The following is an 18,921-nucleotide window of genomic DNA, read 5'->3' as shown; positions in this document are numbered from 1 at the left end:
CGCCCGTCAGAACCGCGTCGGCCCCACCTCGTGGTACTTCTCCCACGCATCCACCGGCCCCCGCCCGTGCAGCGCGTACTCCCCCACGAGCCGCTCCTTGTAGACCGCCGGGTTGTGCGACGCCACCACGCGCGCGTTCCGCCAGTGCCGGTCCAGTGCGCGGGTGCGGTCGGCCGCCGAGGCCCCGCCGACCTCGAACAGCTCGGACGCCGACCGCAGCACCCGCGGCCCGATCTCGACCTGTGCCTGGTACACGGCGTTCTCGGCCGCGTCGAGCAGCACGCGGTCCACGCCGACCCCGGGTTCGTTCGTGGCGACGACCCCGTCGAGCAGTCCCGCGGCGGCGGCGACGAGCGACCGGGCGGTGAAGGCCCCGCTCGACAGCCGACCGAGGACCGCCAGGACCTGCGGGTCCTCCCCCGGCGTGGCCGCGTTCGCGTGGATGTACGTGCGGGTCCGTGGTCGGACGAACGCCACGGCGTCGTCGGACACCGCCTGCCCGATCCCTGCGAGGACCGCCAGCAGGTACAGCTGGTAGAAGGCCTGGATGTGCGAGAGCGGGGCGTCCCGGTACGCCGACACCACAGCGGGGTCGACCGACACCCCGTCGAACACGGTGGTGCCGGACGCGGTCAGCCGCTGCCCGAAGCCGTCCCAGTCGTCGACGCTCGTCACGCCGGGTGCGGTGGCGTCGACGGCGAACGTCACGCGTTCCCCGTCGCGGTCCGCCGCCAGGTAGATCCAGTCCGCGTAGAGCGTGCCGGTCGAGTAGAACTTCCGACCGTCGAGGCGGAGGGAACCACCGGCCGGCGTCACCGTCGTCGAGATGTCGGCCAGGGTCGTGCCGGTCCGCTCCGAGGTCGCGTTCCCGATGATCGCTCCGTCGACGATCCGGTCGAGCCACTCGTCGCGCGATTCGGAGTTCGGCCGGAGCAGCACGAGCTCGGTGTACCCGAAGTGTCCCCGCCACAGGTGCGCGATGTTCGAGTCCGCCGCCGCCAGGTCCGCCACCAGCTGCACGAGCTCGACCAGGGTCACGCCGAAGCCGCCCCGGTGCTCCGGCACGCGCAACCGTCCGAACCCCGCGTCGGCCAGCGCGCGCACCTCGGTGTGCGGCAGCGGCCGGTCGCCGGGAGCACCGGAGGCGAGCTCACGCTCGACCGCACCGTCTCGGATGGTCGCGAACACCGGTGCGAAGCGCGCCCGCAGCGTGGCCAGGCGGTCGGCCGGGAGGCCCGGCGTGCGCCCGTCGGTCGTCGTCGCGTCCGTCATGCGGGCACCTCCACCGCACGGGGTGCGTCGTCCAGGTGGGCCGCGGTCGCGCCGCTCGCGCCACCGGAGAACGCGCCGCGCCACTGCCGGGCGGGGTGCGAGTCCGGCAGCTGCGCGTGCCCGAAGAGCTTCTCGCGCAGGGTGCCCGCGCGGTACTCGGACTGCATCAGGCCACGCTCCTGCAGGGTCGGGGCGATGTGGTCGACGAACTCCTCGTACGAACCGGGCAGCGTCCAGTTGATGACGTTCACCCCGTCGACGCCGACCCGCTGCCAGTCGGCGAGCTCGTCGGCGATCTGCTCCGGCGTGCCGACGACCCGGGCGCGGAGCTTCGCGGACAGCCGTGCCAGGTCGGCGATCGTGGGTTCGCGGTCGCCGGCGGCCTCGCGGAGCCACTGCAGGTGCGACTGCCCGGCGTGGGTGCGGACCTCGGACAGCGGGGTGTCCGGGTCGAGGGCCTCGCCGGTGTCCGGGTCGAAGCCGAGGTTCGAGTGCACCAGGAACCCGTCGGCGGCCAGGTACTCGTCGATTTCCGCTTCCTTCGCCTTCGCCTCGGCTTCGGTCGAGCCCGTGACGAACGTCAGGCCGAGGAAGAACGCGATGTCCTCCCGCCGGCGCCCGGCTGCCTGGGCGAGGTCGCGGGTCTCGCGGATGAGCTGCTCGGTGGCGTCGCGGTTCGAGGTCAGGATGAACTGGGCCTCGGCGTTCCGTGCCGCGAAGGCCCGACCGGCGGGCGAGGAGCCGGCCTGGAAGAGCACCGGCGTGCGCTGCGGGCTGGGCGCGCTCAGGTGCGGGCCCTGCACGTCGTAGCGGGTGCCGTGGTGGTCGATGCGGTGCACCTTGTCGGGGTCGGCGTAGCCACGGACCGGGTCCTTCAGCACGGCGCCGTCCTCCCACGAACCCTCCCAGAGCTTCGCGCAGACCTCGAGGTACTCCTCGGCCCAGACGTAGCGCTCGTCGTGCTCCTCGAGCCGGTCGGCGCCGAAGTTGCGGGCTGCGCTGTCGAGCGCACTCGTGACGACGTTCCAGCCGATGCGGCCCCGCGTGATGTGGTCGAGCGTGGAGACCTTGCGGGCGAAGTCGAACGGGTGCGCCTGGATGACGCTCGAGGTGAACGCCAGGCCGAGGTGCTCGGTCGACACGGCGAGCGCGGAGAGCAGCACCGAGGGGTCGTTCGAGGGGATCTGCAGTCCCTCGCGCAGGTTGGTCGAGTAGTCGCCGCGGCCGGGACCGTAGGTACCGACGACGTCCGCGAAGAACATCGCGTCGAACTTGCCGCGCTCGAGGGTCTTCGCCAGGTCGGTCCAGAGCGTCACGTCGTCGAAGTCGGCCTGGCGGGCGTCCGGGTGCCGCCACAGGCCGTGCTGGATGTGCGACGTCGTGTTCATGACGAAGGCCGCGAAGCGCAGCGGACGGTTCGGTGCATCGCTCATGCGTCCCATCGTGGTCGGCGGGCACCGCCCGACGACAGCGACGTGACCTTCCGTTACGCGCGGTGTTCCCCACAGCCCTGGAGGCGACCATGCTCCTGAGGCATGCCGACCCCGAGTACCGTCACCGCGCCTCCCGGCCGTTCCGCCGCACCGTCGACCACCGCGACCCGCCGTCGCGTCGCCCTGGCCTCGTTCGTCGGCACGACGGTCGAGTACTACGACTTCTACCTGTACGCGACGGCATCCGCCCTGGTGTTCGCGCCGACGTTCTTCCCGTCGGTGACGCCCGCCGTCGGCGTGATCGCGTCGTTCGCGACCTACGGGGTCGGCTTCGTCGCGCGGCCGCTCGGCGGGGTGATCGCCGGACACCTGGGCGACCGCATCGGACGCAAGAAGCTGCTCGTCGCGTCCCTGGTGCTGATGGGCATCGCGTCGACGCTGATCGGTGTCGTGCCGTCGGCAGCGACCATCGGTGTCGGTGCCGTGGTCGCGCTGGTGTTCCTGCGGCTGCTGCAGGGCGTCGCGGCCGGCGCGGAGTGGGGCGGGTCGGCGCTCCTGTCCGTCGAGCACGCGCCCGAGCGGCACCGCGGGCTGTTCGGGGCGTTCACGCAGATGGGGTCGGCGGGCGGGATGCTGCTCGCGACCGGCGTGTTCACCCTGGTGCGCTCGCTGCTCGGCAACGAGGCGTTCCTGGCCTGGGGGTGGCGGCTGCCGTTCCTGTTCTCCGCGGTGATCGTGGCGGTCGGCCTGGTGATCCGGCTCGGCGTGCAGGACGCTCCGGTGTTCCAGGAGCTGCGGGCCTCCGGCGGGGTCGAGCGGTTCCCGGTCTGGCAGGCGATCCGGCACCACCCGCGCGCGATCCTGGTGACGGCCGGACTGCGCCTGGTGCAGCCCGCGCTGTACTCGATCCTGACGACGTACTCGCTGACCTACCTCGCGGCCGTGCGGGGACCGTCCGGCTCCGATGCTGGGTTGCAGGCCGTGCTCGTGATTTCGGCGGTGTCGCTCGTGTCGACGCCGTTCTGGGGCTGGCTGTCCGACCGAGTGGGTCGCCGCGTGCTCACGATCTGGTCGGCCGTGGGCATCGCGGTGCTCATCTGGCCGTTCTTCGCGTTCCTCGACGCCGGGCCGCTCGTGCTGCTGCCGCTCGTGGCGCTCATCGGGATGTGCGTGTTCCACGACAGCATCTACGGGCCGCAGGCAGCCTGGTTCGCGGAGCAGTTCCCGACCGGGCGGCGGTACTCGGGGATGTCGCTCGGGTACCAGATCGGGTCGATCTTCTCGGTGGGACTGACACCGCTGCTGGCCGCGGTGTTCGTGGAGCTCGGTGGGGGCTCGCCGTGGATCCTGTGCGGGTACCTCGGGGTGTACGCGGTGCTGACCATCGTGGCGGCGGTGTTCGCGGTGGACCCCGCTGCGCGGGCGCGGGCGGGTGCGGGTGCGGGCGGCGGCACGGCCCGAGGCTCGGGCGAGAGCGCTACGTCCGCAGCACCACGTCGGCCAGGGACGCCGGGTCCTCGGCGGCGATGAAGTCCTGCTCCTGCGCCGCCCACCGGTCCCACTCGCGCGCGAAGGTGTCGCCGTCGCGGCCGATCGCCCGGTCCCACCGGACCGCGTCGTCGGCCTCGAGCCACACCGCCAGCGAGGCGAGTGCCACCGACGCCCGGGACACCGCCCCGCAGCCCTCGATCACGATCGGCAGGTCGGGGTCGACGGCGGTCCACTCCGCAGGACCGTCGGTCGCCCAGTCCCACCGGCGGTACCCGCTGGGTGCGCCGAGCACGTCACGGACCACGGCGTCGGCCGCCGCCCGGAGTCCGTCCCACCCCGGGTAGACGTCGTCGAGGTGCACGACCTGCGCTCCCAGCAGCCGGGCGAGCTGGTCGCCGAGGGTCGTCTTGCCGGTGCCCGAGCGGCCGTCGACGAGCACCACGAGGCGCCCTCCCGACGCCGCCGCGGCGCCGGCAGCGGCTGCGGCGACACCCGCGGCGAGACCGTCGCCGCCCGCCGCCTCCGTCGCATCAGACACGCCAGGTCCCCGCTGCCACCGCGACCGCGATCGACACCACGCCGATCCCGACGAGCACCGCGACCATCGCCCACTCCGGCCCCGCGAACCGCGCGACCCGCGCCCACGTCCGTCGTCCGGGAGCCCCGAACCCACGCGACTCCATCGCCACCGCCAACGTCGTCGCTCGTCGCAGTGCCAGGACCAGCAGCGCGAACGCCATCGATGCCCCACGTCGCAGCCGCCCGGTGTCGGCCAGCCCCCGAGCGCGCCGCGCCATCGCGAGCTGCCGCCAGTCGTCCACGAGCAGCGTCATCATCCGGATGGCCGCGAGCGCTCCGAGCACGAACCGCGCGGGCAGTCGCAGGACCTGCGCGAGCCCGTCGGCCAGGTCGGTCGGGTCGACGCGCACGAACAACGCGACCGCGGGCAGCCCCACGGCGAGCACGCGCAGTGCCGTCGCCAGCGCCAGCGTCAGCGACCCGTCGGTGACGTGGGCGAAGCCGAAGTCGAACCACTCCCGCCCGGAGGGTCGTCCGTACAGCGCGATGCTCACCGCCGTGAGCGGCACGGCCACCAGGACCGGGGACACCCGCAGCAGCAGGGTCCGCACCGGCAGCCGCAGGAGCGGCAGCAGGGCGAGCTCGATGGCGAGGGCGACGGCTGCGGACACGACGTCCAGGCTCAGCACGAGGCACACGCCGAGTGCGAGGACGCCGACGAGTGCGGCGACCGGTTGGACGGCTCGGACGCCGCGGTGGTGGTCGGGCGCGGGGGCGGTCGCGGTCGCGCGGGGCAGGTCGGTCGCGGGCGCGGTCGTCGCGTCTGGTCGCTCTGGAGGCGCGGTTCGGCCCGTCGTCGTCGGCCCCGTCTCCGGGGTGGTCGGCGTCGCGCCCCCGTGGTCGCGTTCCACGCGCCCTTGGTCGCCGTCCACACGCTGGGCGCCGTCCGCCGCGAGCACGACCTCGTCGGCGTCGAGTGCGCGGATCAGGTCGCGGTCGTGCGTGACGGCGACGATGGTGGTGCCGGCGTCGGCGAGCACTCCGAGGTGCCGGACGACGGCGTCCCACGTCGCGCGGTCCTGCCCGGAGGTCGGTTCGTCGAGCACGACGACGGGCGGCCGTGCGGCGACCACCGCGGCGATGGCGAGCCGTCGCTGCTCGCCGCCGGACAGCGTGAAGGGGTTGGCGTCGGCGAGGTGGGCGAGGCCGAACTCGCCGAGGAGCGCGTCCGCCCGGTCCGCGGCGTCCGGCGTGCCGAGCGCTCTGGAGCCGGCCTCGACCTCCTCGCGGACGGAGCGGCCGACGAACTGGTGCTCGGGGTCCTGGAAGACGGTGCCGATGCGGGCGGACAGCTCGCGGCTCGACCAGGTGTGCGGAGCGGGGTCGAGGCCGGCGGCGAGTTCCGTCGTCGCCGAGAGCTCCCCCGCTGCCGGAGGCAGGAGCCCCGCGAGCGTGAGGCCGAGCGTCGACTTGCCGATGCCGTTCGGTCCCGTGACCGCCACGACCTGACCGGCTCGGAGCTCGAGGTCGATCCCGCTGCCCACCCGCTGCCGCTTGCCGCGGGCGGTCCCGAGGTCCCGGGCCTCGAGCAGCGCCGCGCCCGCCCCCGCCCCGGCGCTCGCCCCCGCGCCGAGCGGGCGAAATGCCGCGGTGCCCTCGGCGGCCGACCCGGGCATTTCGCCCGCTCGCGCAGCCGCACGAAGCCGCCCGCGGGCCGCACCACGTCCGGGCTCGGCGCCGGGCACCCACACCCCGGCCGCGGTGAGCGCGGCGCCGTGCCGTGCGAGGACCTCGGCCGGGGCGCCGTCCGCGACGACTCCGCCGCCGGGTGCGAGCAGCACGAGCCGGTCGACCAGGTCGAGCCAGGTGCCGATCCGGTGCTCCACCACGAGCAGGGTCGCCCCGGTCTCGTCGAGCAGCGCCCGGACGGCGTCGTGCACCTGGAGCACGCCGGCCGGGTCGAGGTTCGCGCAGGGTTCGTCGAGCACGAGGGCTCCCGGACGCATCGCGAGCACCCCGGCGAGCGCCAGCCGTTGCCGCTGGCCGCCGGACAGCATCGCGGTGGAACGGTCGAGGGGCAGGTCGAGCCCGACGACCTCGAGGGCGGACCGCACCCGCGCCCAGGTTTCCTCGCGCGAGACGCCGAGGTTCTCACAGCCGAACGCCACGTCGTCACCGATCCGCGACATCACGGTGTGCGCTTCGGGGTCCTGCATGACGAGGCCGACACGCCCGCGGACCGCGCGGGGGTCGGCACCGTCGACCAGGACCGAGCCCTGCGCGGAGGCAGCCGTGTCGTCGGTGGCGTCGGGTTCGTCGGGCAGGACGGCGGCGACCGCTCGGAGCAGCGTCGACTTGCCGGAGCCGGACGGTCCGACGATCGCGACCCGCTCCCCCGGCTCGACGCTCAGGTCGACACCGCGGACGGCCCACTCGGCGCGTTCGGGGTAGCGCCACCCCCAGTCGCGGAACGCGATGCGTGCGGCGCGCACGCCGACGGCGTCCGGGGACGTCGACGACGGAGCGGACACCGTCACACCAGTTCGCGCGGCCGACGCCGACTGTGCTCGCGACCCGCCGCGAACGAGGACAGCACGCCGGTGCGGGCGAGTGCGCGGACGACCAACCACGAACCGGCACCCGCGATGACCGCGCCCGAGATGATCGCGCAGACGACGTAGACGATCTTGAACGCGGCGTCGAGGCCGGGGTACCACAGCACGGTGTCGTTGATGCCGAGCGCGAGGCCGGCCGCGGCGCCCGCCAGGACGACGACCGGCAGCCGGTACACGCGGTACAGGAAGAGTGCGAGGACGATCTCGGCTCCGAGGCCCTGGACGAGCCCGGCCTCGAGCGTCAGCCAGCCCCACTGGGTGCCGAAGAGCGCTTCGACGGACGCGGCGACCATCTCACCGTAGAGCGCGGCGCCGGGTTTGCGGACGACGATGGCGACGAGCGGGCCGGCGAGCAGCCAGACCCCGCCGAACAGCGCTTTCGTGCCTGGCAGGACGAGGTCCATGACGGCGCTGATGGGTTCGTAGCCGAACTCCCACAGCCGGAAGACGACGCCGAGTGCCACCGCGAGCACGCTCGCGACGACGATGTCGACGACCCGCCAGCGCAGCGATCGCCGCGGGGCGGTGTGGACGGTTGATGACGTGCCAGAAGACATGGTGCTGGACTCCTCCCTGCGCCGGCATGATCCGGATCAGGTTCGACGGTCGGAGCGCCACTCGCTCCCTCTCAGCCCGGCGGTCCCGGACTCCCGTGTGTGTCCCAGCAGTCTAGACGTGGTCGCGACCACATGACGGGTCACGACCACGGATCGGACGGGAGGCCCGTGGCGGGTCCGCCACGGGCCTCCCGTCCGATCGTCGCTACTTCTTCAGGACGCGCACCAGTTTCCGGAGCACGGTGCCGGTCACCCAGACGAGCGGGATGCTGACGGCGACGAGCGAGATGAGGTTCGGCTCGAACTCGAGGTCCTTGCCGGGGCGACGGACGTACGCGCCGACCGGGATCGACGCGCCGCCGCCACCACCGCCGCCGTTCTCGTCGTCCCCGCCGCCCCCGAAGCCGAACCAGCCGAGGGACACCGGGATGAGGGTCTGGTCTCCGACCTCGACGGGGTCCCCGTAGTTCGTGGAGACGCCGATCGGGCGTACCTTGTCTGCGATCTGCGTGACGATGTTGGCCATGCGCGCGACGCTACTCGTCCGTTCCTCCACAGGGCGGGCCACGCGCGCAAGGGTGCACAGCTGGGGCTTGTCTGCGGACGCGGACGGGCGTCACCGATATGTTGGCGCGACCATCACCTGGAGGACCGTTTGCACACCTGGCCCGGCAACCCGTACCCGCTCGGGGCGACCTACGACGGAAGCGGCACGAACTTCGCGCTCTTCAGCGAGGTCGCCGAGCGCGTCGAACTCTGTCTGTTCGACACCGACGGCAACGAAGAGTGCATCCCCCTCGTCGAGGTCGACGCCTACGTCTGGCACGCCTACCTGCCGAACATCGGCCCCGGGCAGGAGTACGGCTTCCGTGTCCACGGCCCGTACGACCCCGACAGCGGTGCACGCTGCAACCCGTCGAAGCTCCTGCTCGACCCCTACGCCAAGGCGACGAGCGGCGAGATCGACTGGGACCAGTCGCTCTTCGCGTACACGTTCGGCGACCCGGACTCGACGAACGACGACGACTCCGCGGCGCACATGATGAAGGGCGTCGTGATCAACCCGTTCTTCGACTGGCAGGGCGACCGCGCACCGCGCACGCCCTACGGCGAGACGGTGATCTACGAAGCACACGTCAAGGGCCTCACCGAGACCCACCCCGACGTGCCGGAGGAGCAGCGCGGCACCTACGCCGGCGTCTCCCACCCCGCGGTCATCGAGCACCTGCAGCGACTCGGCATCACGACGCTCGAGCTCATGCCCGTGCACCAGTTCGTGAACGACTCCACCCTGCAGGACAAGGGGCTGTCGAACTACTGGGGCTACAACACCATCGGCTTCTTCGCGCCGCACTCCTCGTACTCGTCCTCGGGCGACCAGGGGCAGCAGGTGCAGGAGTTCAAGACCATGGTGCGGGAACTCCACCGCGCCGGCATCGAGGTCGTGCTCGACGTCGTCTACAACCACACCGCCGAGGGCAACCACCTCGGACCGACGCTGTCGTTCCGGGGCATCGACAACGCGGCGTACTACCGCCTGGTCGACGACGACAAGAAGTTCTACATGGACTACACGGGCACCGGGAACTCGCTCAACGTCGGGCACCCGCACTCGCTGCAGCTCATCCTCGACTCGCTGCGCTACTGGGTGACCGAGATGCACGTCGACGGCTTCCGCTTCGACCTCGCCTCGGCGCTCGCCCGCGAGTTCTACGAGGTCGACCGGCTGTCCGCGTTCTTCGAGCTCGTGCAGCAGGACCCGATCGTGTCGCAGGTCAAGCTCATCGCCGAGCCCTGGGACGTCGGCCCCGGCGGCTACCAGGTCGGCAACTTCCCGCCCCAGTGGTCGGAGTGGAACGGCAAGTACCGCGACACCGTGCGTGACTTCTGGCGTGGTGAGTCGTCCACGCTCGGCGAGTTCGCCTCCCGCATCTCCGGCTCGGCCGACCTCTACGAGCACGACGGCCGCACGCCCAAGGCGAGCATCAACTTCATCACCGCGCACGACGGCTTCACGCTGTACGACCTCGTCGCCTACAACGAGAAGCACAACGAGGCCAACGGCGAGGACAACAACGACGGCGAGAGCCACAACCGGTCCTGGAACTCCGGCGCCGAGGGTCCGACCGACGACGAGGCAGTGAACGCCCTGCGGCTGCAGCGGCGCCGGAACTTCCTGGCGACGCTGCTCCTCAGCCAGGGCGTGCCGATGATCGCCCACGGTGACGAGCTCGGCCGTTCGCAGTCCGGCAACAACAACGTCTACGCGCAGGACTCCGAGCTCAGCTGGATCGACTGGGAGACCGCGGACGACGACCTCGTCCAGTTCACGGCCGACGTCGTGAAGCTCCGCCACGACCACCCGACGTTCCGCCGCACCCGGTACTTCAACGGGCGCCCGGTCCGCCGCGGCCAGGACGAGCCGCTGCCCGACGTGGTGTGGCTCACCCCCGAGGGCGAGGCCATGTCGCCGGAGGACTGGGACTCCGGCTTCGGCAAGAGCGTCGGCATGTACCTGAACGGCGACGGGATCCGTGGGCGCGACTCCCGCGGTGAGCGTGTCACCGACGTGGCGTTCATCACGTACTTCAACGCCCACGACGACGTCGTGACCTTCACCCTGCCGCCCGAGGAGTACGCACCGGGGTGGACGGTCCGCATCGACACCGCCGAGCCCGGCGCCCGCGACGAGGTCATCGACGCCGGCACGCCGCTCGACGTCCCCGCCCGGTCGATGATCGTCCTCCGCGCCGAGCCGAACCACGAGGTCTCCGCCGCGCCGGTCGAGGTCCAGCACCACGAGGGCGATCCGGAGCTCCGGTCCCCGCAGGACGCCGTCACCCCGGCGAACCCCGCCGGCTCCACCGCGCCGAGCGGTACCGCACGATGAGCGCCGGCGCACCGGGAACCGGGCGTCGCGTCCCCGTCTCGACGTACCGGCTGCAGGTCTCCGCGGACTTCGACCTGGCCGCAGCACGCGACCTCGTCGACTACGTGCACGACCTCGGCGCCGACTGGCTGTACCTGTCGCCCGTCCTGCAGTCGGAACCCGGCTCGGACCACGGCTACGACGTCGTCGACCACACGCACGTCGACACCGACCGCGGCGGTGACGAGGCCCTCCGGGTCCTCGCCGAGGCCGCGCACGCCGTCGGGCTCGGCGTGCTGGTCGACGTCGTCCCGAACCACGTCGGGGTCGCCACCCCGGAGGTCAACCCGTGGTGGTGGTCCCTGCTCGAACTCGGCCAGGGCTCCCCCGTCGCGTGGGCGTTCGACGTCGACTGGGACGCCGGCGACGGCAAGGTCCGGGTGCCGGTCCTCGACGACCGGCTGCTCGACGCCGTGTCGCTCGACACGTCCGACCCGGAACGCCCGGTGCTGCGGGTCGGTGAGACCGCGTACCCGACCGCGCCCGGCACCGCCCACCCGGGCGATTCGGTCGAGGCCGTGCACGCGCTGCAGCACTACGCGTTCGTGCACTGGAAGCGCGCCGACCACGAGCTCAACTACCGCCGGTTCTTCGCGGTGAACACGCTCGCGGCCATCCGAGTCGAGGAACCCGAGGTCTTCGCGGCCTCGCACGGCGTCATCGGCGCCTGGTTCCGCGACGGTCTCGTCGACGGCCTACGCATCGACCACCCGGACGGGCTGTACGACCCCGCCGGGTACCTGCAGGACCTCGCCGAGCTGACCGGCGGCGCGTACACCCTCGTCGAGAAGATCCTCGAGCCCGGCGAGGAACTGCCGAGCTCGTGGCCCGTCGACGGCACCACCGGGTACGACGCCCTGGGCGTCCTGGACCGCGTGCTCGTCGACCCCGCGGGCGAACCGTCACTGACGGCCGCGTCCGGAGCGGAACCGGCCGACTGGCAGCAGCTCACGCACGACACCCGCCGCGGCATCGCCGACGGGATCCTCGGCAGCGAGGTCGAGCGGCTCGCCCGCCTCCTCGCTCCGGTCGCCGCCGGGGCGGACGCGATCACGCACGAACGACTCGTGGACGCCCTCGCCGAGGTCGTGGCGTCGTTCGACGTGTACCGCACCTACCTGCCCGAAGGCGCGCACCACCTCATCGCCGCGCTCGAACGTGCCGCCGAGGCCCGCCCGGACCTCGACGACGTCATCGACCGCATCGCCCCGGCGCTCGTCGACCCGGAGAACGCCGCCGCCGTCCGCCTGCAGCAGACGAGCGGCATGGTGATGGCCAAGGGCGTCGAGGACACGGCGTTCTACCGCACGTCCCGCCTGACGTCCCTGAGCGAGGTCGGGGGCGACCCGAGCGTGTTCGCGGTGTCCGTGGCCGACTTCCACCAGGCGCAGCGCGACCGGCTCGGCAGCTGGCCGCACACCATGACGACGCTCACCACCCACGACACGAAGCGCAGCGAGGACACCCGGGCACGCATCGCGGTCCTGGCCGAGCTCGGCAGCGAGTGGGCCGATACCCTCGACCGGTTGCAGTCCCTCGTCCCGCTCGAGGACCGCGTGTTCGCGGACCTGCTCTGGCAGGCCATCGTCGGTGCCCGGCCCGCGAGTCGCGAGCGGCTGCACGCCTACGCCGAGAAGGCGTCGCGCGAAGCCGGCGACAGCACGACCTGGACCGAGCCGGACACGGCGTTCGAGGAGCGCATGCACGCGCTCGTCGACGCGGCGTTCGACGAGCCCGCGGTGGTGGCCGTGCTCGATGCCCTCGACGAGCGGATCGACGCGGCCGGGTGGTCGAACGGGCTCGCGCAGAAGCTCGTGCAGCTCACGGCGCCCGGCGTCCCCGACGTCTACCAGGGCACCGAGTTCTGGGACCGTTCCCTCGTCGACCCCGACAACCGCCGTGCGGTGGACTACGCCGAACGGCGCCACGTCCTCGCCGAGATCGACGGCCCGGACGACGACGGCCCCGAGGACCTGCCCGCGATCGGGATCGACGGCGCTGCGAAGCTCCTCGTGACCGCGCGTGCGCTCCGGCTCCGCCGCGACCACCCCGAGCTCTTCACGCGGTACCTCGCGCTCGAGGCGACGGGCAGCGCGGCGGACCACGTCGTCGCGTTCGACCGTGGTGGAGCCGTGACGGTCGCCACGCGACTGCCGATCGGCCTCGAACGGGTCGGCGGCTGGGGCGACACCCTCGTGCACGCCGTCCCCGTCGATCGGGTCGACCTGCTCACCGGCAGGTCGTTCCCGGCCAGCCGGGGCATCGCGCTCGCGGACCTGCTCACCACGTACCCGGTCGCGCTGCTCGTCCCGGCCGCCACGGTCGGGGAACCCGGCCACGCCGACACGGTGACCGACGCGTCCGACGCGGGACGGGCCTCCCGGTCGACCGCCGGAACCGCCCCGGCGACCACCGAGTCCGACGCACAAGCCGAGATCGACATCCTGGAGGGTCACGCATGACCGCACCCGACCGCTACGCCGTCTGGGCGCCCGAGCCGGACCGCGTCCGGCTGGTCGTCGACGACGTCGAGTACCCGCTGACCCGGGGGGACGACGACTGGTGGTCGACCGACGCGATCATGCCGGTCGTCGGTGCCCGCTACGGGTTCCGCCTCGGCGACGACGACGCGGTCCGACCCGACCCCCGCAGTCGCTTCCAACCGGACGGCGTGCACGGCACCTCGGCAGTGGTCGACCCGGCGCGCTTCGCGTGGACCGACGAGTCGTGGACCGGACGCCCGGCCCGCGGTGCCGTCATCTACGAGATGCACGTCGGCACGTTCACGCCGGAGGGCACCCTCGACGCAGCCGCGCGGAAGCTCGACCACCTGGTCGAGCTCGGAGTCGAGTTCGTCGAACTGCTGCCCGTCAACGGTGTGAACGGCGAGTGGAACTGGGGCTACGACGGCGTCGCGTGGTTCGCGGTGCACGCGCCGTACGGCGGCCCGGACGCATACGACCGCTTCGTCGACACCGCGCACTCGCTCGGTCTCGGCGTCATCCAGGACGTCGTCTACAACCACCTCGGTCCGAGCGGCAACTACCTGCCGCTGTACGGGCCGTACCTGGTGCAGGGCCTCGCGAACACGTGGGGCGACTCGGTGAACGTGGAGCACCCCGAGGTCCGTCGGTACGTCCTCGACAACGTGCGCATGTGGTTCCGCGACCACCACGTCGACGGGCTCCGGCTCGACGCCGTGCACGCGATCCGCGACACCACCCGACCGCACGTGCTGGCCGAGATGGCCGACGAGACGGACGCGTACGGCGCCTTCGTCGGTCGTCCGCTGTCCCTGATCGCCGAGTCGGACCTCAACGACCCCGTGATGTTCCGCCCGCGTGAAGCCGCCGGGTACGGACTCTCCGGGCAGTGGTCCGACGACTTCCACCACGCCGTGCACGTCGCGCTGACGGGTGAGACGAACGGCTACTACGCCGACTTCGCACCGCTGTCGGCGCTCGCGAAGGTGCTCGACCACGGGTTCTTCCACGACGGCACGTGGTCGTCGTTCCGTGGCCGGCGGCACGGGCAGCCGATCGACCGCGGCACCTCGCCGGCGACGGCCCTGGTCGTCACGAACCAGAACCACGACCAGATCGGCAACCGCGCGGCGGGCGACCGTCTGGCGGCGACGCTCGACGACGAGGGTCTCGTCATCGCGGCGGCGCTGACCCTGCTCGGGCCCTTCACGCCCATGCTGTTCATGGGCGAGGAGTTCGCCGCGACGACGCCGTGGCAGTTCTTCACCTCGCACCCGGAGCCCGAGCTCGGTACGGCCACCGCCGAGGGACGCATCGCCGAGTTCGCCGAGCACGGGTGGGACGAGTCCGCCGTGCCGGACCCGCAGGACCCGACGACGTTCACGAACTCCAAGCTCGACTGGGCCGACGTCAGTTCCGAGCGGGGCGCGGCGATCCTGCGTGCCTACCGGGTGCTCGTCGCCCTGCGGCGGACCGACCAGGCCTTCGTCGACCACCGGTACGAGGCGAACGCCGTGCGGTTCAGTGAGGACCGGCGGTGGCTGGTACTCACACGCGGGCTGCTCGGGCCCGACGTCGCTCCGGTGCACGTCGTGGTGAACTTCCTCGACGACGCTGCCGAGGTGCCCGTGCCGGGAGCCACCGGCGAGGAGCTCTACCGCTTCGGTGCGGCCGATGTCGCGACGGACTGCGTGCGGTTCCGCGGGCGGGGCGTGGTGGTGCTGCGCTAGTCGATGCGCTGGCGTCCGGGCTGCCCACGGGCGTCCGATCCGCGAAAGCGACAGTGTCCCGCGAACGGTTCGCGGGACACTGTCGCTTTCGCGGTACCGACGCCGAGCGTCGACGCCGCGGATCAGGCGGCGTGGTCGGCGACCGCGTGTGCGTTCTTCCGCACGGACGGCAGCTTCCGGTGGTCCTTGACCAGGGAACGGGTCTCGCGGATGCGGCGGTCGATGCCCCACTTCGTCACGAGGGCGAGGCTCTCACGCACGATGTTGCCGCTCATCTTCGAGACACCGAACTCCCGCTCGGTGAACGTGATCGGGGTCTCGACGACGCGCAGACCGGCTTCGAGGGCACGCCAGCACAGGTCGACCTGGAAGCAGTAGCCCTTCGACGCGACGCCGGCCAGGTCGATCCGCTCGAACGCCCGCGAGGTGAAGACCCGGAAGCCGCCCGTGGCGTCGCGGACCGCGATCCCGAGGGCCAGACGGGTGTAGAGGTTGCCGCCGCGGGACAGCAGTTCGCGGTACCAGGGCCAGTTCTCCACCTTCCCGCCCTTGATCCAGCGTGACCCGAGCACCAGGTCGTTCGTGTCGGCGAGCTCGAGCATCCACGGCAGGTACTCGGGGTGGTGCGAGCCGTCGGCGTCCATCTCGACGAGCTTGGCGTACCCGTGCTCGAGGCCCCACGCGAAGCCGGACAGGTACGCGCCGCCAAGGCCGTCCTTGACCGTGCGGTGCATCACGTGCACCCGGTCGGTCTCGCTCGCGATCGCGTCGGCGATCTCACCGGTGCCGTCGGGCGAGTTGTCGTCGACGACGAGCACGTGGACGCTGTCGTCGGTGGCGGCGAGCGTGCGCTCGACGATGGGACGGACGTTCTCCGCCTCGTCGTAGGTCGGGATGATGACCAGGGTCTCGCTCATGGTGCTCCTCGTGCTCCACATCGAATGTATCGGTCGGTCGTGGGTCAGTCCGACGAGAGGTCTGCGAACACGATCAGATTGTCCGTGTAGTGCCCGGTGGCGGTGTCGAACACGCCGTCGCAGGTGATCAGTCGGAGTTGGGCTGTCGGGGTGGTGCCGTAGACGTCGCTCGTCGGGAACGCCGACTTGGCGGCGCGTTCCGAGCGGTCGACGGTGAAGGTGCGGGTGGTGCCGTCGGACATCGCGACGTGGATCTCGTCACCGGCGACCAGCTCGTCGAGGCGGAAGAACACCGCGGCGCTCGTCGGGCTGTCGACGTGGCCGGCGATGACGGCCGGGCCGACCTCGCCGGGGACGATGCCGTCGCTGAACCAGCCCGCGCTGTCCCAGTCGACGGGCGGGTCGAGCTCACCGGCGGAGCCGCGGTGCAGGTCCTCGAGGTCCGACTGCACGCCGATCGCGGGGATCGAGACGCTGACGGGGGTCGCCGAGGAACGGGCGGCGGGCGCCGCCGGGTCCTGGAACCCCTCGGTGCCCGAACCGGCAGACGCAGGAGCAGACCCCGACGCCGGACTCGACGGCGCCGAGCCGGCGCGCCCACCCGACCCGTCGCTGCCGACGGTCGATGCGAGGGCCACACCCGTGACGCCGCCGCCCAGGACGACCGCGGCCAGGACGGCCCCGATCACCACACCACGGCGCCGGACCGCCGGACCGCGCCCGGCGGACCGTCGGCCGGTCACGATGCCCCTCCGGCCGTCGTCGCACAGCCGCCGAGCACGTCCGAGGTGAGCATGGTCGCACCGAGGGCGGCCCAGGCGTCCCCGTAGTAGGTCGGCGTGGTGGCCGCCGTGCGGTCTGCCCGCTCCAGGTCGTCGGCAGCCGCACCGGCTGACCCGGCTGCGTGCTCCGCCGCGGCCCTGGCGGTGTACGCCAACGCGTTCGTGTCCTCGGTCACGGCGGTCCCGCCGAGGTCGAGCTGGGCCGCGAGCTGCGTCGTCCGGCGCAGGGGCGGGGCGAGCGAAGCGGCGAGGGCACGGTCGTCGGCGGAGCAGGCCTCGGCGTAGCGCACGGGCGTGCGCATCGCGTCGTAGCCGTAGAGCACGCGCTGGTCCCCGCCGGTCGCGGGCATCGGGTCGACGGTGCCGTCGGCGTGCACCTGCGACCAGTCGCTCGGCAGCTGTGACTCGTCGAGCACGGCGGTCGTCACCGCTCGGGAACCGCGGTTCAGCGCGGCCCACCGGTCGTCGCCCGTGGCCTTCGCCAGCACCGCGAAGGCGGCCGGCGACGCGTACGAGGCGTTGTACCGGTAGGGCTCGGAGTCCGCCCACGGCCCGGGCAGCAGGATCGTGCCGAGGTCCGTCGTCGCGGTCTCGTGTTCCAGGATCGCCGAGGCGATGCGCTTGCCGGCTGCCGTGTAGCGGTCCTCGCCCCACGCGTCTCCGGCGAGCACCAGGGCCCGCGCGGCGTCGAGGTCGGCGTCGCTCGCCGGCTGCTCGTCGGCGACACCGTCGTCCGGCGTCCAACGCCAGGCGAGCAGGTCGTCGTCGGTCAGCATGTGCGTCTTCGTCCACTTCCAGATGTCGTCGAACCGGTCACGGTCGCCGTTCGCGAACGCGATGAGCAGCCCGTAGGCCTGCCCTTCGCTGACGGTGTCGTCGCCCTGGTCGGTGCGGACGACGCGGCCGTCCTGCACGTACCGGTCCAGGAACTCGGTGCGGAGCTCCTTCGGAGAGCGCGCCGCGTCGGGCGCGCTGGTCGAGGTCGGGGTGGCGGCCGAACCGTTCTCGGCTTCGGTGTCCTGCCCCCACGGCCGAACTGCGATGAGCGCGACGCCGACGGCGACGACCACCGCCGCCGCGGCGGTGATGGGTATCCAGGTCCTGCGGGTCATGCTGGCCTGCCTTTCCGTGGATGGTGAGCGGGGCTCTGACCGGGAGGGCCGGATCACGTGAGCGTGTCGGCGCACGTGATCCGGGCCTCCCGGCCAGGGCGTCAGCGGTACAGCGAGCGGAGCGCCGCGACGGCCGCGTGGACGGCCTCCGTCATCGGGCGGTCGGCGGCTGCGCCGCCGCCACCCGTCTGCACGCCGCCGGTCGGGGTCGCGGCGGTGGCCGCTGCGTCCGTCACCGGTACGACCGTCAGGTCACCCTTGCTGTCGTCGAGGACGAACAGGGTGGAGACGGTGTTGCCGGCGAGGTCGACGCTGGCGGTGCCCTGCTGGCCGCTGCCGGAGACGTCGAGCGTCCACTTGCCGGAGTCGACGGTGGCGTACTTGGTGGCGGTGCCGAACTCCGCGCCCTCGGCGATGGCGGTGCCCTCGGAGGTGCTCACGTCGACCTGCTTCGCCGTGGTGGCGGCCTGGACCAGCCGGAGCTTCGCCTTGCCGTCGCCCGGCTGCTGCAGGTCGTCGGTGAACGCCGTCGTCTTGAGGTCGGTGTTCTTGCCGTAGGCGACGACCGTGCTCGCGTCGCCCTTGTCGACCTGCACGTCGGTGGAGATCACCGGCGTGGAGTCCGGAGCGTCGGAAGCCCGCATCGACAGCACGTAGGTGCCGACCGGGAGTTCCTGGTACTTGCTGACCTGGCCGTAGGTGACGTCGTCGAGTTCGAAGACCGTCTTGCCGCCGGACAGGCTGGACAGCTCGACGTCGACGCTCTTGGTGTCGGGCGAGAGGTGGCCGACGCGGAGCCAGCCCTCGTCGGTGGCGGTGGCGGCGGTGGCGGTCTGGGGTGCTGCGAGTCCGACGGTCGCGGCGACGAGGGTCGCTGCGAGTGCGCCGACGACGACGGTGCGGCGTCGCTGGGTGTGTGCGGTCATGGTCGTGCTCCTTCGGGTCGTGGTGCTGGTCGTGTTCGGCTCCGGGGTGTTGCGGGCGGCGCGGGTGTCGCTCTGGGCCTCCCCGCGAGCGGCTGGGGTGTCGCTCGGGGCCTCCCCGCGAGCGGGCGAAATGCCGAGGTCCGCGCGCGGGGCAC

14 protein-coding genes and 1 riboswitch are annotated in these 18,921 nt (G+C 72.4%); of the genes, 4 read left to right on the top strand and 10 right to left on the bottom strand.

All coding sequences use genetic code 11. The annotated features are described in order from the left end of the window. Positions 1 to 6: 6 nt before the first annotated feature. Together ACXKZB_RS06175 and ACXKZB_RS06170 are read right to left on the bottom strand one after the other, a co-directional pair. Entirely contained in the window at positions 7 to 1,272 is a 1,266-nt protein-coding gene (locus ACXKZB_RS06175; protein WP_488825198.1) for an acyl-CoA dehydrogenase family protein, read from the bottom strand. Beyond that, the gene (locus ACXKZB_RS06170; RefSeq protein ID WP_488825197.1) at positions 1,269 to 2,705 is read right to left on the bottom strand and encodes an LLM class flavin-dependent oxidoreductase; all 1,437 of its coding nucleotides are present in this window, start codon (positions 2,703 to 2,705) and stop codon (positions 1,269 to 1,271) included. Before ACXKZB_RS06170 ends, ACXKZB_RS06175 begins: the two co-directional genes overlap by 4 nt. 102 nt (positions 2,706 to 2,807) lie before the next feature. Here ACXKZB_RS06170 and ACXKZB_RS06165 point away from each other — a divergent pair, with 102 nt between their 5' ends. After that, positions 2,808 to 4,235 carry an MFS transporter gene (locus ACXKZB_RS06165; RefSeq protein ID WP_488825196.1) on the top strand — a complete coding sequence of 476 codons (1,428 nt, stop codon included), beginning with the start codon at positions 2,808 to 2,810 and terminating at the stop codon, positions 4,233 to 4,235. Here ACXKZB_RS06165 and ACXKZB_RS06160 read toward each other — a convergent pair. The 4 genes from ACXKZB_RS06160 to ACXKZB_RS06145 form a co-directional block, all read right to left on the bottom strand. After that, the gene (locus ACXKZB_RS06160; RefSeq protein WP_488825194.1) at positions 4,183 to 4,734 is read right to left on the bottom strand and encodes a nucleoside/nucleotide kinase family protein; all 552 of its coding nucleotides are present in this window, start codon (positions 4,732 to 4,734) and stop codon (positions 4,183 to 4,185) included. The genes ACXKZB_RS06165 and ACXKZB_RS06160 overlap by 53 nt on opposite strands. Beyond that, positions 4,727 to 7,246, bottom strand: coding sequence for an ATP-binding cassette domain-containing protein (locus tag ACXKZB_RS06155; RefSeq protein ID WP_488825193.1), 2,520 nt, complete (start codon positions 7,244 to 7,246; stop codon positions 4,727 to 4,729). Before ACXKZB_RS06155 ends, ACXKZB_RS06160 begins: the two co-directional genes overlap by 8 nt. 2 nt (positions 7,247 to 7,248) lie before the next feature. Further along, positions 7,249 to 7,887, bottom strand: a complete 639-nt coding sequence (locus ACXKZB_RS06150) for an ECF transporter S component (protein ID WP_488825192.1) — start codon at positions 7,885 to 7,887, stop codon at positions 7,249 to 7,251. Continuing rightward, positions 7,883 to 7,994: riboswitch (TPP riboswitch) on the bottom strand. (Overlaps the previous gene by 5 nt.) Before the next feature lie 98 nt (positions 7,995 to 8,092). Continuing rightward, a complete protein-coding gene (locus ACXKZB_RS06145; protein WP_222660132.1) occupies positions 8,093 to 8,413 on the bottom strand; it encodes a hypothetical protein in 321 nt (106 codons plus the stop codon). A 129-nt stretch (positions 8,414 to 8,542) separates the two neighbouring features. Here ACXKZB_RS06145 and glgX point away from each other — a divergent pair, with 129 nt between their 5' ends. Genes glgX through treZ form a run of 3 tightly spaced genes read left to right on the top strand, consistent with a single transcriptional unit; the run spans position 8,543 to position 15,029 of the window. Continuing rightward, positions 8,543 to 10,777: a glycogen debranching protein GlgX gene (gene glgX, locus ACXKZB_RS06140; RefSeq protein ID WP_123313412.1), complete on the top strand. Its 2,235-nt coding sequence runs from the start codon at positions 8,543 to 8,545 to the stop codon at positions 10,775 to 10,777. Then, positions 10,774 to 13,278: a malto-oligosyltrehalose synthase gene (gene treY / locus ACXKZB_RS06135; RefSeq protein WP_488825190.1), complete on the top strand. Its 2,505-nt coding sequence runs from the start codon at positions 10,774 to 10,776 to the stop codon at positions 13,276 to 13,278. The genes glgX and treY overlap by 4 nt, the downstream gene beginning before the upstream one ends. Next, complete coding sequence (gene treZ / locus ACXKZB_RS06130) at positions 13,275 to 15,029, top strand: malto-oligosyltrehalose trehalohydrolase (RefSeq protein WP_488825188.1); 1,755 nt, start codon at positions 13,275 to 13,277, stop codon at positions 15,027 to 15,029. The genes treY and treZ overlap by 4 nt, the downstream gene beginning before the upstream one ends. A 122-nt stretch (positions 15,030 to 15,151) precedes the next feature. Here the strand turns inward: treZ and ACXKZB_RS06125 are convergent, their stop codons facing one another. From ACXKZB_RS06125 to ACXKZB_RS06110, 4 genes are all read right to left on the bottom strand, one after another. Next, positions 15,152 to 15,946, bottom strand: a complete 795-nt coding sequence (locus tag ACXKZB_RS06125; protein ID WP_222660123.1) for a polyprenol monophosphomannose synthase — start codon at positions 15,944 to 15,946, stop codon at positions 15,152 to 15,154. A gap of 44 nt (positions 15,947 to 15,990) precedes the next feature. After that, complete coding sequence (locus tag ACXKZB_RS06120; protein WP_488825186.1) at positions 15,991 to 16,689, bottom strand: class F sortase; 699 nt, start codon at positions 16,687 to 16,689, stop codon at positions 15,991 to 15,993. Next, positions 16,686 to 17,840, bottom strand: coding sequence for a family 8 glycosyl hydrolase (locus tag ACXKZB_RS06115; protein ID WP_488825185.1), 1,155 nt, complete (start codon positions 17,838 to 17,840; stop codon positions 16,686 to 16,688). Before ACXKZB_RS06115 ends, ACXKZB_RS06120 begins: the two co-directional genes overlap by 4 nt. A gap of 101 nt (positions 17,841 to 17,941) precedes the next feature. After that, positions 17,942 to 18,766 carry a DUF4397 domain-containing protein gene (locus ACXKZB_RS06110; RefSeq protein WP_488825184.1) on the bottom strand — a complete coding sequence of 275 codons (825 nt, stop codon included), beginning with the start codon at positions 18,764 to 18,766 and terminating at the stop codon, positions 17,942 to 17,944. Between the last annotated feature and the right edge of the window lie 155 nt (positions 18,767 to 18,921).

It is taken from the genome of Curtobacterium sp. ABR8, from assembly GCF_057812125.1.
Note: the sequence above shows the minus strand (reverse complement) of the source record. Positions and strands in the feature narration are given on the sequence as shown.